12 protein-coding genes are annotated in these 16,552 nt (G+C 57.4%); 3 read left to right on the top strand and 9 right to left on the bottom strand.

What is annotated here, in order from left to right; genetic code table 11:
- A partial coding sequence (locus tag ACEQWH_RS07905; RefSeq protein WP_370229483.1) for a DUF1523 family protein occupies window positions 1-286 on the top strand: 286 nt, incomplete at its 5' end.
- Between the two features lie 15 nt (window positions 287-301).
- Here the strand turns inward: ACEQWH_RS07905 and ACEQWH_RS07900 are convergent.
- From ACEQWH_RS07900 to ACEQWH_RS07860, 9 genes are all read right to left on the bottom strand, one after another.
- Window positions 302-2,125, bottom strand: coding sequence for a hypothetical protein (locus ACEQWH_RS07900; protein WP_370229481.1), 1,824 nt, complete (start codon window positions 2,123-2,125; stop codon window positions 302-304).
- Window positions 2,126-2,572: 447 nt separating this feature from the next.
- A complete protein-coding gene (locus ACEQWH_RS07895) occupies window positions 2,573-3,445 on the bottom strand; it encodes a dimethyl sulfoxide reductase anchor subunit family protein (RefSeq protein ID WP_370229479.1) in 873 nt (290 codons plus the stop codon).
- Window positions 3,445-4,215 carry a 4Fe-4S dicluster domain-containing protein gene (locus ACEQWH_RS07890; RefSeq protein WP_370229476.1) on the bottom strand — a complete coding sequence of 257 codons (771 nt, stop codon included), beginning with the start codon at window positions 4,213-4,215 and terminating at the stop codon, window positions 3,445-3,447. The genes ACEQWH_RS07895 and ACEQWH_RS07890 overlap by 1 nt, the downstream gene beginning before the upstream one ends.
- A complete protein-coding gene (locus ACEQWH_RS07885) occupies window positions 4,212-7,010 on the bottom strand; it encodes a molybdopterin oxidoreductase family protein (RefSeq protein WP_370229475.1) in 2,799 nt (932 codons plus the stop codon). The genes ACEQWH_RS07890 and ACEQWH_RS07885 overlap by 4 nt, the downstream gene beginning before the upstream one ends.
- Before the next feature lie 504 nt (window positions 7,011-7,514).
- On the bottom strand, window positions 7,515-8,531 hold the full coding sequence (gene pta / locus ACEQWH_RS07880) for a phosphate acetyltransferase (RefSeq protein WP_370229473.1): 1,017 nt from the start codon (window positions 8,529-8,531) through the stop codon (window positions 7,515-7,517).
- Window positions 8,528-9,277, bottom strand: a complete 750-nt coding sequence (locus tag ACEQWH_RS07875) for a sulfite exporter TauE/SafE family protein (RefSeq protein WP_370229471.1) — start codon at window positions 9,275-9,277, stop codon at window positions 8,528-8,530. The genes pta and ACEQWH_RS07875 overlap by 4 nt, the downstream gene beginning before the upstream one ends.
- On the bottom strand, window positions 9,278-11,053 hold the full coding sequence (gene xsc / locus ACEQWH_RS07870) for a sulfoacetaldehyde acetyltransferase (RefSeq protein WP_370229469.1): 1,776 nt from the start codon (window positions 11,051-11,053) through the stop codon (window positions 9,278-9,280). It abuts the gene before it with no gap.
- A gap of 103 nt (window positions 11,054-11,156) precedes the next feature.
- Complete coding sequence (locus ACEQWH_RS07865) at window positions 11,157-12,617, bottom strand: PLP-dependent aminotransferase family protein (protein WP_370229467.1); 1,461 nt, start codon at window positions 12,615-12,617, stop codon at window positions 11,157-11,159.
- Window positions 12,618-12,732: 115 nt separating this feature from the next.
- Entirely contained in the window at window positions 12,733-14,133 is a 1,401-nt protein-coding gene (locus tag ACEQWH_RS07860; protein WP_370229465.1) for an aspartate aminotransferase family protein, read from the bottom strand.
- A gap of 401 nt (window positions 14,134-14,534) precedes the next feature.
- Between ACEQWH_RS07860 and ACEQWH_RS07855 the strand changes: the two genes are divergently transcribed.
- On the top strand, window positions 14,535-15,527 hold the full coding sequence (locus ACEQWH_RS07855; protein WP_370229463.1) for an ABC transporter substrate-binding protein: 993 nt from the start codon (window positions 14,535-14,537) through the stop codon (window positions 15,525-15,527).
- 100 nt (window positions 15,528-15,627) lie between these two features.
- Window positions 15,628-16,434 (top strand): taurine ABC transporter ATP-binding protein, encoded by an 807-nt coding sequence (locus ACEQWH_RS07850; RefSeq protein WP_370229461.1) that lies wholly within the window; start codon window positions 15,628-15,630, stop codon window positions 16,432-16,434.
- The last annotated feature ends 118 nt before the right edge of the window (window positions 16,435-16,552 follow it).

Raw genomic sequence — 16,552 nt, 5'->3', positions numbered from 1 at the left:
TCACTATGGCTGGCGTAATGAATTCCTGTCGATCTTTCCCAATGCCGTTCGCATTCGGGTTGTTGACAGCCCGGATGCTACGTTCATCCCGTGGACGAATATCATTATCCTGACGATCTTTGCGGCGATCTTCTGGTCAATTCGCGTGCGGTGGGTGCGCTTTCGCCGCGCCCGTATCGATCCGGTGATCGAAGACGTCGGCGACAGCCTTGCCGATGCCGGAGATTCCATTGCGGAAAGCCGGGGGCGTCTGCGTGGATGGATAGACCGGATGCGCGGGAAATAACCCCGCGCATCGCAATCAGAAATCGCGACTGATCAGGAAATCTGCGCTCAGATTCACGCTGCGATAGCTTGAAATCCCCGCTTCGCCAAAGCCTGTCAAAAGCCAGGCGTCTCCCAGCGGGTATTCGACACGCCCTGACACGAACGCCCGCGCTTCAAGGGCGCTGTCGTGATCGCTAAAGCTTCCGTTTGCGGCTCCGATGGTGACGTTGACCGGATCTCCCCAGTATTTGCGCAGCTGCACGCCTGCGGACATGTCAAACGGGATCGGGCTGTCCAGCGTGGTCCAACTGAGCTTTGGCGTCAGGCTGGCAACATGCGAGGTCCGCGCGGCGAAGGTTGCGTTGTTGGTCGCCCCAGTTTCGCTATAGCCGTCCGTGCGCAAACCAACATAGCCCAGGCTGAGGTCCATCATCAGGCCCGGCTGAAGGCGTCGGGCATAGCTGACAGACGGGGCGACAAAGCTTTGGTCATAGCTTGAGGTTGCCGTTTCCCAACCCCCGGCGATGGTGTTGTTCTGAATATGGCGCTGGGCTGCGTTACCTGTGCGACCGGTGGCGATGGTCCAGTTCAGATCCGCGCCGTTCAGATCGAAAGTCCCGTAAAGACCCGCGACGACGGTTTCGCTGTCGGTTTCAAAGCTGTTGGCCTTCTTGGCACGCGCGTCATTTACACCAGCAAAGACCCCCAATCCATCAGACAATGCAAGCCCCGCGGTGATCTGGGCACCCCGTGTTGTGTATCCCGCGCTATTGGAAGATTTCAGCCCCAGAGCGAAATCAGTCGAGAGCTGGACCCAGGGGCCAAATCCCGTCGGCGTCAGCCCCTGCGTGGCGACATCATTGCGACCCGCGCGCGATTGGCCCTGCGCTGTTGTGTGCAGGCTCGTCGCCGTATTCGCAGCCTGCGCCATTCCGTTGAAGCTCTGGTCAAGGTTCAGAGCAAAGATCGTGTTTCCGTCTTGCAGATAGGCGTTACGGGCCGAGGTGATCGTCGTTGGGTTGCCGCCGTCTGTCGTGAAGGCCGCGTTGAACCCTGCGCCGATGTTCAGGGTGCTGTTGGCCCCGTCAAAGCTCATGAGACCTTCTGTGCGCGAGCCAAAGATCAGGTTCAGGGTGGAATTGTCGCCGTTCAGATCAAACGAGTCAGACCCGCCCACCACGACACCAGAGGTGGTCACAACCACGCCCGCGCCACTGGTTTCAATCGCATCGCGCACGGCTGTTATGGTGCCGGTGTTGGTGATGACGTCATTATCGCCCGAGGTGTCGATCCCGTCGTCATTTGCCGTGATGGTGCCGCTGTTCACAACAATCGCGCCGTCTCCAAACAGGTAAATGCCGTCTGCGGTCGTTGTGATCGTGCCGGTGTTGGTGATGCGAGAATTCGCTCCGTTCACGGCAATGCCGTCGATGCCAGCGGTAATTGTGCCATTGTTGGTGACCGTGGTATTCGGCCCAACCACGTTCACCCCGTCAAAGTGCGACGACGAGATGATGTTGTTGTTGATGATCGTGTTGTTGGTCCCCAGAAACGAGACGCCGCTAAAGGCCACGGGGCCACCCAGTGGAAAGGTCGGGGCGACCGCGTTGGTCGCCGACAAGGTGCCATTGTTGGTCAGAGTGAAGTAGTCGACTTCGTTTGACACAGCATCAAAGACGGTGACCTGAATAGAGCCTGTCGACGTGATCGTCATCGTGTCGTGGTCATCATATCCAATGCCCGCATTGGTGACCGTTTCGGCGGTGCTCACTGTAAAGTCTTCTGCAACGGCTGCGGTTGCAAAAGTGGCGCTCACGACAGCGGCTGCGATCGGTTGATGTTTTTGACCAAGGGTCATCCAAGGGCTCCGGAATTTATTGGATAGGCAGACCATTGGATTAGGGCGAGTCGCAGGCCAAGGTCCACGCAACTAAAGTTATATGGTCGGGTGTGTCAGCGAAGCCGGTGCAAATGTGTCACAAATGTGGCGGCCATTGTATCCACCTTGGAAACGACAACTCTTTCAGGTGGTTGCGTGCGATGCATATCGGCTTTGCGCGCAGACCCCTAGCCCGCGACTGCCTTGAGACGTATCAGCCAGGCATCGCACCGACTGCGCAAAAGGATTAGCTCAATGACCAAGATTACCACTGTGATCGCCACAGCATTCGCCAAAATCACACGCGTCGCAAAGTCTTCACAGGCTTGCGATCACTGGACAGATTATCTGCACACACCGTCCAAATAAACGCCAAGGCGTCACACACAAAAAAGCCCGCGTCAGACGCGGGCTTTTTGTTTTGGATCATCGCATCCCGTAATAGAGACCGACCGTGTGCTCTGCTTCGGCAAAGAACAACCACCGCGATGTTGCAACGCCTGCGATGTGGCTGAGGACAGCCAGCAGAGCAAAAACATGGCCAAGATAGGTGGACAGCAACAGGATCGGCACGCCAGCCATCAGGATCACCGAAATCACCCGCAATTTCTGCGCGTGTTTGCGTCCGACGACGTGGATGAATTCCTTCATCAGATAGTTTGGTGACGTATGTGGATGCGCCACGGACCGGACGGTTCCAAGGCTGCCAAGCCCCGTGGCGGTTTCCAACGTGCTGCCGCGCTCGGCGAAGGCTTTGTCGCCGCGGACCCACCACATGATCTGGACCGCAGTGGTCACCAGCAAAAGCGTGATTGCGATCGACACACGGCCGGTCAGCAAGGCACCACCTGTCAACGCGTAGGACAGATACAGCAACGAAGTCAGGGGCGTGTTCCAACGTGGGATCGTGGCCAGCTGGCCATAGATCATCGACGTTGTGTAAACCGTCAACAGGCTCAGCGCCGCGCCGATCCAACCAAGAACCGGCAGATGCATGCCGAAGAAAATCAACGCGGCTGCGTAGATCCCCATGACGCAAAGTGCGGCCACGGCGCAAACGCCTTCGCGCGACAACCAGCTGGTGCGCCACTGAGTAAAGGCCTTAAGCGCGCGTTCTGGATGGCCTAGGTGGAAGGTCGAAGACACCAATCCCCCGACGGCCAAAGCATAGGCGATGAAAAAGAACGCGAAAGCCACCCAACCTTTTGCAGGGGTCGCATCGATGCCAAGCCATGCAAGCATGCCAAAGCCAATGCCCGAAAGCGTTGTAAAGATAATAACTGAAGGGGCCGGATGCATCAGTTTGTCTCCTTATCGCCGGGAAGTTTGGATAGTTGTTTGTCCAGCCACCCCAAAAAGCCAGCGGACTCCTCGGCCACAGGGGCAAGGAACGGCGCCAGCACGTTTTCATCGCTGTCCCAGGTGTCCTTGGGGCGTGGCGGCAGGTATTTGTTGACCGGTGCGGTGTTCAGCTCTGGCATAAGGTCCATGCCGCCGCGCTCGGCCGTCAGTTTTGAGACGTTTGACTCTGGATCCGCAAAATCCCCGAAATGCCGTGCGCCTGCTGGGCAGGTGCGCACACAAGCCGGGATCTGGTCTTCTTCGGGCAGGTTTTCGTTATAGATCCGGTCGACGCAAAGGGTGCATTTCTTCATCACGCCCTCGGCTTGGTCCAGCTCGCGTGCGCCGTATGGGCAGGCCCAGGCACACAGACCACAGCCGATGCAGCTTGTCTCGTTCACCAGAACGATGCCGTCTTCGGCACGCTTATAGCTGGCGCCCGTCGGACAGACCGTGACACATGGCGCGTTTTCGCAGTGTAGGCAGGATTTTGGGAAGTGCACCGTCTTGGCGGTTTCGCCGGGGCTTGTGACCTCATAGCTGTGCACCCGGTTCAGGAAGGTGCCCATCGGCTCGTCGCCATAGGGGTTCTGATCCGAGAGCGGCGCGCCGTAGTTTTCGGTGTTCCAGCCTTTGCAGGAAATCACGCAGGCGTGGCAGCCAACGCATGTGTCCAGATCGATGACAAGGCCGAGTTTCTTTTCGGTGGATTGGGGAAGCGTTGTCATTTGCCTACCTTCCATTCAAGCGTTTCAGGGCCTTGGTCAACCGGTGATCCAAGCGGCTTCATTGCGGGTTGGGCTTCGGCAGGGGCATCGACCCGTTCGATTTTGACGCGCAGGTCGAACCACGCAGCCTGGCCTGTAATCGGGTCGGAATTGGCCCACCTCAGCCCGTCGCCTTTGGGCGGTAGCAGTTCGTGGATAAGGTGGTTCAGCAAAAAGCCCTCGCGCGCTTCGGGCGCATCTTCGGACAGCGCCCATGCGCCTTTGCGTTTGCCGATCGCGTTCCATGTCCAGACGGTGTTTTCATTCAACGCCGCTTGCAGCGCCACTGGCACCGTGATCGAGCCATGCGTCGAAGTCACCCGCGCCCAGTCGCCTTCTTTGAAACCATGTTCGTCCCAGAGTTTCTGCGGCACATACAGTGGGTTCTTGCCATGCAACTGGCGCAGCCAGGCATTCTGTGTACCCCAAGAGTGATACATCGCCATTGGACGCTGAGTCAGCGCGTGGATCGGGAATTCCTTGGTGTCCACAGCTTGCTCTTCGAAGGGCTCATACCAGATTGGCAGCGGATCCATGACCTCTTTCAGCCGGTCTTTCAGGTGTTCGGGCGGCACGCGGTCGCCATGGCCTTCGGCCGCGCGCTGGAATTTGCGCATTGGCTCGGAATACAGCTGGAACAAATAGGGTTGCGGACTGTCATAGAGCCCAAGATCCACGGCCCAGTCCTGATAGGCGTTGTTCCACGGTTTGTAATACGCGGCCTCGCTTGGGACATGGTGAACATGGAAGCCGCCGTTTTCGATATAGGCGTCCATCTGATCCGGGTTCACATCGCCGCGGCCCGTTTTGTCACCCTCTTCACCACGCCAGCCAGACAGAGGCCCGATCCCGGGTTTACGCTCGTGGTTGACGATATAGTCGGCATAGTCTTTCCACTTGGGCGACCCGTCTTCTTTGACAAAGGCAGGCAGGCCAATTCTGGCGCCCAGTTCGATCAGAACAGACTGAAAGCCGCGTACGTCGCGGTCGGGTTCGATCACAGGCCAGCGGATCGCATCCGCTGCACCATCGGCCTCGCAGATCGGACGATCCAAAAGCGAGATACAGTCATGGCGCTCCAGATAGGTGGTATCGGGCAGGATCAGGTCAGCATAGGCCACCATTTCCGAGCTGTAGGCATCAGAATAGATAATGCGTGGAATGCGATAGCCGCCGCTGTCATTGCGCGCGGTCAGCATCTCGATCACACCCGAGGTGTTCATCGACGAGTTCCACGACATGTTGGCCATATACATAAACAGCGTGTCGATCGGGTAGGGATCCTGCGCATAGGCGTTTGAGATCACCATATGCATCAGCCCGTGAGCACTCATCGGGTTTTCCCAAGAAAACGCCTTGTCGATCCGTTGCGGAGTGCCGTCGGAGTCCAGCAAAAGATCCTCTGGTCCGCGCGGGAAACCCAGGTGCGGGCCGTCCAGCGGCTTGCCAGGGCGACGGTCGCCATGCGGTGTCGGATGGGCTTCGACGGGCTTTGGATAGGGTGGTTTAAAGCGGAAGCCACCAGGCGTTTCGACGGTGCCCAGCAGGATTTGCAACACATGCAGAGCGCGACAGGTTTGGAACCCGTTGGAGTGCGCGGAAATCCCGCGCATCGCGTGCATCGAGACCGGGCGGCCGGTCATTTTGCTGTGGGTGTTGCCGCGGAAGTCCGTCCATTCGCGATCAAGTTCGATGGCTTCGTCAAACGCCACGCGCGCCAGTTCGGCGGCAATGGTCTTGATCTTTTGGGCCGACACGCCTGTTGCTTCGGCAACGGCTTCGGGTGCGTATTTCGGGTCCAGATATTTCTCGGCCATCAGGGCCATAACTGTGCGATGGCCTTCGTGTGTGGCCGACAGGTCGGGTTGCACGTCTTTTTGATCAAAAGGCGTTAGCTTGCCGGTGACACGGTCCACCACCAAAGGCTTGTCGTCTTTGTCACGCAAGAACAGCCCGGTGTCCTTGTCGATCAGGACCGGTGCATTGGTGAACTGCGCCAGATAGTCCAGATCGATCTTACCGGCCTTCATCAGTTCATGGACCAGAGCCAGAATGAACAAACCGTCCGTACCAGGTGTGATGCCGACCCATTCGTCCGCAACCGCGTTATAGCCGTTGCGTACTGGGTTCACGCCGATGACTTTGGCACCGCGCGCTTTAATTTTGCCGATGCCCATTTTAATCGGGTTGGAATCGTGGTCTTCGGCGACGCCAAACAGCATGAACAGTTTGGTGTGGTCCCAATCCGGCTGGCCAAACTCCCAGAATGCGCCGCCCATCGTATAGATGCCGCCCGCGGCCATATTCACCGAGCAAAAACCGCCATGCGCCGCATAGTTCGGGGTGCCAAAGTGCTGCGCCCAGAAGGAGGTAAAGCTTTGTGACTGGTCGCGGCCGGTAAAGAACGCCAGCTTATGCGGCGCTGTTTCATGCAGCTCTGTAAGCCAGCCAACAGCGGTGCTGAGCGCTTCTTCCCAGCTGATCTCTTGGTATTCGCCAGAACCGCGCGGCCCGACCCGTTTCAAAGGTTTACGCAGGCGCGAGGGGGCGTTGACCTGCATGATCCCCGCAGAGCCTTTGGCGCAAAGCACACCTTGGTTAACAGGGTGGTCACGGTTGCCCTCGATATAGGCGACCTTGCCGTCTTTCATGTGGACGTTGATCCCGCAGCGGCAGGCGCACATGTAGCATGTGGTCTTGCGGATTTCGTCTGAAACCTTGGGGGATGTGTCGATGTCAGGTTGCTTGAATGGCATCTGGCTTCCTTTTCCTATACCGAGGTCAGCTGTGCGTCGTGACCGAGGGTCAGGCGCTGGAATGGTGTGGAATGTGTCATGTCGGGGCAGGCTCCGTCTTTGTGGTCTTGCCGGTGGACGGGGCCGCGAGGCGGGTCGATGGCAAAGCGATGTGGGTATATTTTCTGGGACGGATCATTGCTATGGGACAAAATCCCAATTCAGCCCGATTTACCATAACTTTTTTCAGACGGGATTGGGCCCGGCGTGCCGAGGTCCGCGTGTCATGCCGAGGTGCTGACGCAGGTTTGCCGTATTGATGCAGTCGCAGGCTGCCGACCTGGCCGCAAACCGGTGGGTTAGCCGCCTGATTGCTGCACAAGTGATCTGGTTCGGGTTTGGCGAACCTTAAGGGTGCGCGCCCGTAAGTTTTTCGACGAAGTCGCGTGCGAGGGGGCAATGTGGATGGCTGCCCCATACAAATTGACCCTGCCGAATCGTGCCAAGAGCGTGTTGCGGCCCCCATTATGCCTGCGCCTTTTGCAGCGATTGCAGAACCGTCACTGCGATAATCTGTACGATGTCGCTGGAGGTGCAGCCACGAGACAGATCGTTGGCCGGTTTCGCAAGGCCTTGCAGGATAGGACCAATGGCCGTGTATCCGCCCACGCGCTCGGTGATTTTATAGGCAATATTGCCCGCATCCAACGTCGGAAAAACCATCACATTTGCGCGGCCCGCAGCGGGTGACTGCGGCGCCTTACGCGCGGCGGTCTCTGAGTTAAATGCCGCGTCAAACTGCAGTTCGCCGTCAACGGTCAGGTCTGGGCGCGTGGTGCGCAGGATTTTGGTGGCCTTTTGCACCTTGTCGACAGCGGAATGTTTGGCACTGCCGAAGGTAGAGAAGGACAGCATGGCGATCACTGGATCTGCGGCCAGCAAAGCATCCGCAGACTTCGCGGCGCTTGCGGCGATCGCGGCGAGTTCTGGGGCTGAGGGATCCACGACAAACCCGCAATCCGCATAGACCATAGCGCGCTGGTTCGCGTCCGCAGTTTCTGGCGGCAACATTAGAAAGAAGGACGACACAAGTTCCGCGTCTTGGGCTTTGCCGATCATTTGCAGCGCTGGGCGGATGATGTCGGCGGTGGCAGCCACGGCGCCACCGACGGTGCCATCTGCAAGCCCCGCATGCACAAGAGCCGCCGCAAACAAAAGCGGATCTTGGATCTGCTGGGCGGCCTTGTCTTTGGTCATGCCCTTGTGTTTGCGTTTCTCGTAAAGCGCCTTGGCCAATGCCGGTGCATGATCCGAGGTTTTGGGATCTTGGATTGCGACGTGTGTCGAGGGCGCAGCGTCGTGCTTGGACAGCTCGGCGCGAATGTCGGCCTCGTCTCCGACCAGAATGATATCGGCCAGCCCCTGCGCTGCGGCGACCAGAGCGGCGGCAACCGTGCGGGGTTCGGACCCTTCGCTGAGGGCGATTGTTGCGCGTGTTTTGGGGGCAAGCGCCTGAAGTTGTTGAACCGGAGTAGACGTCATAGAACGAGCCTTGCGATATTCGCCAATGCAAGGGCCGTCATCAAAGCGATAATGCCTTGCCGAAACCGATGCTGTGGAATGCGTTGAAAAAAGCGGCTGCCCAGCCAGACGCCTGCGCCGATGATGGGTAGGGCGAGGGCGATGCCCAGCCAGATGTCAGGGCCGACCAGACCATTTACCGCCATGACTGGCAGCGCCATCATGTCGATACCGGTGAGGAAGACGATCATCGTGGCGCGAAATACTGCGGGGGGGATGGGCTGTGCCGCCATAAAGCCCGCAATCGGCAGGCCGCCCACGCCCGCACTATTGGCAGTGCCCGATGCGATGCCTGCCAGAATATGGCCTCCGTCATTTACCGGTCGTTTGATCTGCCAGCCGCTGAACAAAAGCGCGCAGAGGCCAAGGATCAGCAGCGAAATCACCAGTCGAGCGGAGGAATCGTCTAGACGCGCCATGATATAGATCGCGGGCACGGTCGCGATGGCTGCGCCGATCAGCATTGTGATGGCACGGCGCCACGCAATGTGCTGAGCAATTCCTTTGGCCTGAAAAATGGTCATCAGGATCTCGCAGGAAAACACCACAGGGATCAGTCGGAGCGGGTTCGTCACAAGCGCAGCGAACAAAACAAAAATCGCAGAAAATCCGAAACCGGACAGCCCACGAATGACAGCCGCCCCAAATAGGGCGGCTGCGAGGAAAACGGCCTCGCCATTTGAGACATCAAATGGCAGAGCGTTCACTTAAGCCTCTTGAGGCTGCATGTCGGCCTTGTCGATGCCGGCAACGCGTACTGGTTTCTTCATCGCGTCGCGACGGAAAGGCTCGCCCAGTTCTTGGTTGATCATGGCTTCGATCAACGTGGTCTTGCCGTTCTTCTGATCTTCGATGGCTTTTGCCAGGGCGTCGGTCAGCTCGTCCATGGTGCGCGCAACAACGCCTTCCAGACCACATGCCTGTGCAATGCCCGCATAGGACACTTGGGTGTCCAGCTCGGTGCCGACGAAGTTGTCGTCAAACCACAGGGTAGAGTTCCGCTTTTCCGCACCCCACTGGTAGTTGCGGAAGACGACTTGAGTGATGGCTGGCCACTCGCCACGACCGATGGCTGTCAGTGCGTTCACCGCGATGCCGAATGCACCGTCACCAGAGAAGCCAACAACAGGGACATCAGGCTTACCGATCTTTGCGCCAACTACGGCTGGCAGACCATAACCGCAAGGGCCGAACAGGCCAGGTGCAAGGTACTTGCGGCCTTCTTCGAAGCTTGGGTATGCGTTGCCGATCGCGCAGTTGTTGCCGATGTCGGACGAGATGATCGCCTCTTTCGGCAGTGCGGATTGGATCGCGCGCCATGCCATGCGTGGGCTCATCCAGTCAGGCTTGTCTGCACGGGCACGCTCGTTCCAGGTGGTGCCTGGATCGTCGTCTTCGTGGTCCATAGAGGACAATTGCTGCGCCCAGCGGGATTTGGTTTCTGCGATCTTGGCTATGCGGTCTGCGCGGCCTTCGTCGCCTGCTGTGCCGGACAGCTGTGCCAGAATGCCATTCGCAACTTTCGCAGCATCGCCGACGATGCCCACGGAAACTTTTTTGGTCAGGCCAATGCGGTCTGCATTGATGTCGACCTGAATGATTTTCGCATCGGCAGGCCAGTAGTCCATGCCATAGCCAGGCAGCGTCGAGAATGGGTTCAAGCGGGTGCCCAGTGCCAGAACGACGTCGGCTTCTTTGATGAGCTCCATGCCGGCTTTCGAGCCGTTATAGCCCAGCGGACCTGCAAACAATGGGTGAGAGCCGGGGAATGCGTCATTGTGCTGGTAACCAACGCAGACTGCTGCGTCCAGGCGTTCTGCCAGGGCCATAGATGCGTCGATGCCACCTGTGGACAGGACCACGCCCGCGCCGTTCAGAATCACGGGGTTCTTCGCTTCGGACAGCATAGCCGCCGCAGCTGCGACAGAGTTCTCACCACCAGAGGAAATTTCGAATTCGATCGGGTCAGGGATCTCGGTGTCGATAACCTGAGTCCACATGTCACGAGGGATGTTCAGCTGTGCAGGCGCAGAGAAGCGTTTTGCTTGCGCGATCACGCGGGTCAGAACTTCGACGACGCGGGATGGGTCGCGCACTTCTTCCTGATAGGCAACCATGTCTTCGAACAGTTTCATCTGCTCGACTTCCTGGAAGCCACCCTGACCGATTGTCTTGTTCGCAGCCTGTGGAGTCACCAGCAGCAGTGGTGTGTGGTTCCAGTAAGCGGTTTTAACAGCGGTCACAAAGTTTGTGATGCCTGGGCCGTTTTGCGCGATCATCATCGACATTTTGCCGGTCGCGCGGGTGTAGCCGTCGGACATCATGCCCGCAGAGCCTTCGTGGGCACAATCCCAGAATGTGATGCCTGCATCAGGGAAGATATCAGAGATTGGCATCATGGCCGAGCCGATAATGCCGAAGGCATGCTCGATGCCGTGGCGTTGTAGAACCTTAACAAAGGCCTCTTCTGTAGTCATTTTCATGGGGGAGTGCTCCGTGGCAGACATAATTTATCCGTGACAGAGTACGCGGCCAGCCTATGTCTCCTGTAGGGCCAGAATGACGGGGCGATAGGTCCAGAAGGTGCTAACCCTCTTTCAGCGCCTGTGCAATCAGCTCGATGCCTTCGGGAATCCGGTTTGTGTTGATCGAAGAATAGGCCAATCGATAGAATTCGCGGGGTCGCGTGCGGCCATGGAAAAACGGGCGACCCGGTTCAATTAGAACATTTTTTTCCATAAGTTTCGCCGCCAGCGCCTCGGTGTCCGTGCCCCTTGGGGCCTGCATCCAGAACGAAGATCCACCGTGCGTTTCATGGCTGGCGATATGCAGCCCGTGATTTGCGATGGCCGTTTGCATCACATCGCGACGTGCAGAAAATTCGTTCCGCGTGCGCCGGATCAACGCATCATAGTGTCCTAAGCCTAAAAAATAGGCAGCTGTGCGCATTGTGTGGCCTGGTGGATGGCGCAGGATCAAGGACCGCAGCGCGCGGGCCTCGCGAATAAAGCTCTCGGATCCGACGAGGTAGCCAAGACGCAGACCCGGGAACACCGATTTCGAAAAACTGCCGACATAGATGACCCGCCCGTCTTCATCGAGCGACTTCAAGGACGGCGAAGGGGATTTAAGGAACGACATCTCGAACTCATAGTCGTCCTCGACGATCAAGGCGTCGATATCGCGGGCGCGTTCCAGCAGGGCTTCGCGGCGGCCCATCGGCATCGTCGCGGTGGTTGGGCACTGGTGGCTTGGCGTCGTGAAAATAACATCGGAATGCGGCGGGATCGTTTCCGGTGGCAGCCCGTCCTGATCGACCGGCAAGGGCACGACGTGACAGCGGGACTGGCTGAGAATATCGCGCAGGGCGGGATAGCATGGGTCTTCGATGACAGCCGTCCGGCGTTGCGTCAGAAGAACCTGCGCAGTCAGCCACAGTGCATTCTGCGCACCAAGCGTAATCAACACGTTCTCGGGGCGCGCAAGGATGCCCCGGCGGGTCAACGAGTGGCGTAGGATGAACTCGACCAAACGCTCGTCGTCATGTTCGTAGTAGTCCGAGGTCAGCGCGAAAAAGTCTTTTTGACCAAGTGCTTGAAGCGCACAAAGTCGCCAGTTGGCATGATCAAAAATCGCGGGGTCTGACTGGCCATAGATAAAGTTATAGCGATACTTGGACCAGTTCAGCGGTTTGCTCATCGCATTGCCGCCGGTAAACCGACTGCCGATCGCGCGGGACCAGTCCACCACGTCTTCGGCCTGCCGCAGCGCGTTGAAGGACGGTGGTTCTGGCGCGTTCTCCGACACGAAATAACCCGAGCGCCCGCGCGACGTCAGATAATCATTGGCCAACAGTTCCGTATAGGCCAGCGTCACCGTGATGCGACTGATGCCCAGGTGGGTCGCCAATTTCCGAGTGGAGGGCAGCTTTTCACCCTGTCGAAACCGACCAGATAGGATGGCTTCGGCGATGATTTGCTGTATCTGCGATTGCAGAGTGCCCTGGAAATGGGGGTTCAGAAAGAACGTGTCGACAGAGATGGCCATAGTGCCACGTTAAACTGGACTTAGAGTGGGTTCAATCTGGTCTGCCGGATTTCTCAATTCAGAATCTGGGGCAGAGGAAAGAGCCGCGCGATTTCCCGCGCGGCTCTGGGTGACGTTAGCCGAACACACGGCCCAAAGCGACGTCTACGGCCGCAGTGATCGCGTCGATGTCTGCTTCGGTTGCGATGAGCGCTGGGCTGAAGCACAGGGTGTTGTTGCGGCCTGGAACGGAGCGGTTTGTCGCGCCGATGATCACGCCTTCTACTCCGCATTCCGCAATAACGGCCTGAACTTTGGCTTCTTCGACAGGCTCTTTGGTCGTGCGGTCTTTGACCAGCTCGGCGCCCATGAACAGACCTTTGCCGCGCACGTCGCCAATCACATCATGCTTTTCCATCAGCGCTTCGAGGTTCGCCCGCAGACGATCGCCCATCTTGGTGCAGTTCTCCAGAAGACCTTCGTCTTCGATGATGCGCATGTTCTCGATCGCGGCGGTCGGGCCGGCAGTACAGCCACCAAAAGTCGAGATATCACGGAAGTAGTTCATCGGATCGCTCGCGTCGTCCTTGAACATGTTGAAGACTTCCTCAGTCGTCACCATGACCGCGATAGCCGCGTACCCAGAGGCCACGCCCTTTGCCATTGTCACGAAGTCAGGTTTGATGCCGTAGTGCTGATAGCCAAACCATTCGGTGCCTGTGCGGCCGATGCCGCAGACAACTTCGTCGATGTGCAGCAGAACGTTGTATTCTTTGCAGATCTCTTGAACGCGTGGCCAGTACCCTTCTGGCGCTTCGATTACGCCGCCACCGGCTGTGACAGGCTCAAGGCACAAGGCGCCAACGGTTTCCGGACCTTCGCGCAGGATGACCTCTTCGATCTTGTTCGCCATCGCGATGCCCAGCTCTTCGCCTTCGAGATGGTCCAGACCCAGCTCGTGTGCGCGATACGCCATGCAGTGTGGAACGCGGACAAATTCAGGCGCGAATGGGCCATACTGCGCGTTACGCTCGTCCTGACCGCCTGCCGACATGGTTGCCAGGGTCGAGCCGTGATAGTCGCGGTCACGGTACAGGATCTTGGTTTTCTTGCCGCCGTATTTCTTATGGGCGATCTGGCGGACAAGTTTGAACGCCTTCTCGTTGGCTTCGGACCCCGAGTTCACATAGTAAACGCGGCTCATGCCAGGCATCTTGTCGATCAGCATTTCCGCAAACAGCGAGCCAGGCACAGAGCCTGCCGCCTGTGCGAAATAGCACATCTTCAGAACTTGATCGTGAACCGCCTTGGCGATGGATTCACGGCCATAGCCAACGTTTACAGTCCAAACGCCGCCGGACACAGCATCCAGCCATTCTTTGCCGTTTTGGTCCCAAACGCGCATGCCTTTGCCTTCGACAATGATGCGGGGGTCATTCTCTTCGAGCACCTTGTGCTGAAAAAGGTGGTGCCAAACGTTTGCTTTGTCTGCCGCGATGACTCGGGACAGGTCGTTATCGATGTGATTGCCATCCATCGCAGGCTCTCCTATTTATGCTTAGTGTTTTTTACGCGTGTGAGGGCGAGGAAAGACTCGCCCGTCTCTGGGGCATCCTCGCCTTGAAACTAGGCCTTCGGATAGGTCCAGATTTATCTCTGATTAGGTCCAAATCTCAGCTTTCAGGCTGATCTATCAAGGGAATGCGTTTTGTAAGCTTATGAAATGGTGTAATTTTGTGCAGAGCTGATCTGTTTTACCATTTGATAAAAATTATATTTCAGTCCAAAGCCCTCTCATTTTTTGTTTGCCAGAACGAAAAAAATACCGTCGGATTGAAGTGCCGAAGGGGGAGCCCTAGGCACTCATGAGACAGCGACAAGCTGCGACCCCAACCACGCCGCACAACTTTGCGGCATCGAATCAACGGGAGCTACATTATGAAATTCAAGACAACGTTTGCTGCACTGGCTGCAACCACCTCCATCATGGCAGGTGTTCAGGCGGCGCAGGCCGACGACATCACCGTCGCGTATTTCCTCGAATGGCCAATGCCATTCCAGTATGCGAAAGAAACCGGAATGTATGAAGAAGCGCTGGGCGTTTCTATCAACTGGGTCAGCTTTGACACAGGTACCGCAATGAGCGCGGCAATGGCGTCTGGCGACGTTCAGATATCTGTCAGCCAGGGTATTCCACCTTTCGTCGTCGCAACCTCTGCTGGTCAAGACCTTCAGGTTCTTGACGTGGCCGTATCCTATGCAGACAACGACAACTGCGTTGTGCGCGCGGATCTGGAAATCGACAAAGACTCTGCAGACGAACTGGCCGGCAAGAAAGTTGCCGTTCCTCTGGGTACAGCGGCGCACTACGGCTTCCTGAAGCAGATGGAGCACTTCGGTGTTGATCTGGCGAGCCTGGAAATCGTTGACATGGCGCCAGCCGAAGGCGAAGCCGCGCTGAGCCAAGGTGCAGTCGACATGTCCTGCGGCTGGGGCGGCGCGCTGCGTCGTATGCTGAACTCGGGCAACGTTCTTCTGACCGGTGCTGAGAAAACCGAACTGGGTATTCTGGTGTTTGACGCAACAACTGCGCCAACCTCCTATGTTGCTCAGAACAGCGACCAAGCGGCGGCCTTCCTGGCTGTGACTGCAGCGGCAAACGCGATGTGGGCAGACGAAGCCAACCGCGCGAAAATGCTGCCAGTGATCGCGAAAGACGCGGGTATGAGCGAGGCGGACGCCGAAGCAACTCTGGCGACCTTCGTATTCCCAACTGTTGACGAGCAGCTGTCCGCAGCATGGCTCGGCGGCAATGCGCAGACCTTTATGAAGGGTGTTGCGGACGTCTTCGTGAACGCAGGTTCCATCGACGCATCTAAAGCATCTTATGCAGACAACGTGAACGCGGATCCGCTCGCAGCGTCTCAATAAGGCTAATTGCAAAGGGCGCTAACTGAGTTTAGCGCCCTTTTTGCAAGGAATTCGCTCGCGCTATGCGTGTGCGACCCACCTTTATAGGAAGGGGATCCAGGTGTCTGGACTTTTCATTGACAACATCTCTATGCGCTTTGACCTGCCAAGTGGCGGTTATGTTCAAGCGTTGCAGAATGTTTCGTTGGATATCAAATCCGGCGAACTCATGAGTGTGCTCGGCCCGTCGGGCTGTGGTAAAACGACCCTTTTGAACATCGTCGCCGGGTTTTTGGCGCCGACCGAAGGGCAAATCAAACTGAACGATAATCTTGTGACGGGCCCAAGCCCCGAGCGCGGGATGGTGTTCCAGCAAGGCGCGTTGTTTGAATGGATGAACGTGCGCGACAACGTCTCTTTTGGCCCTGACATGAAAGGTGTCAGCCGTGCCGAGAGCAAAGAGAAAGTTGAACACTTGCTCGAAGTCGTTGGTTTGCAAGACTTTAAAGAGAAAGCCATTTATGAGCTTTCCGGGGGTATGCAGCAACGTGTTGCTTTGGCGCGCTGCCTGGCCAATGACCCCGACGTTATTCTGATGGACGAGCCGCTGGGCGCATTGGATGCGTTGACGCGGGAAAAGATGCAGAGCCTGGTTCTGGATCTGTGGAAGGATACCGGCAAGACTATCATCCTGATTACGCACTCGGTCGAAGAAGCCCTGCTGTTGGGCGAACGCCTGCTGGTTATGGCTCCGCGCCCCGGCCGCGTTCACAAGGAATATCGCCTGCCCTTCGCGGATCTGGGCGTCGGCAATGACCTGCGCGAAGTTAAGAAACACAAGGACTACGCGGGCACCCGCGAAGAAATCCTGGAAATGATCTGGAACATGGAAGAAGAAATCATGGGCCGGACGGAGGAAAACGCATGACCGGCTTGCTAGTTCTTGTTCTTTATCTGGTAGCGTTTTTCGGCACCTATCTTGTGTCTCGGCGCTTGCTGAAAAGCTATTTCGAGAGCGAAGGGTTCAACTCGCTCAAAACCGTGAC

Origin of the sequence: Cognatishimia sp. (assembly GCF_964229375.1) — a bacterium.
Taxonomy (GTDB): Bacteria; Pseudomonadota; Alphaproteobacteria; order Rhodobacterales; family Rhodobacteraceae; genus Cognatishimia.
This window is presented reverse-complemented; position numbering and strand designations above follow the sequence as displayed.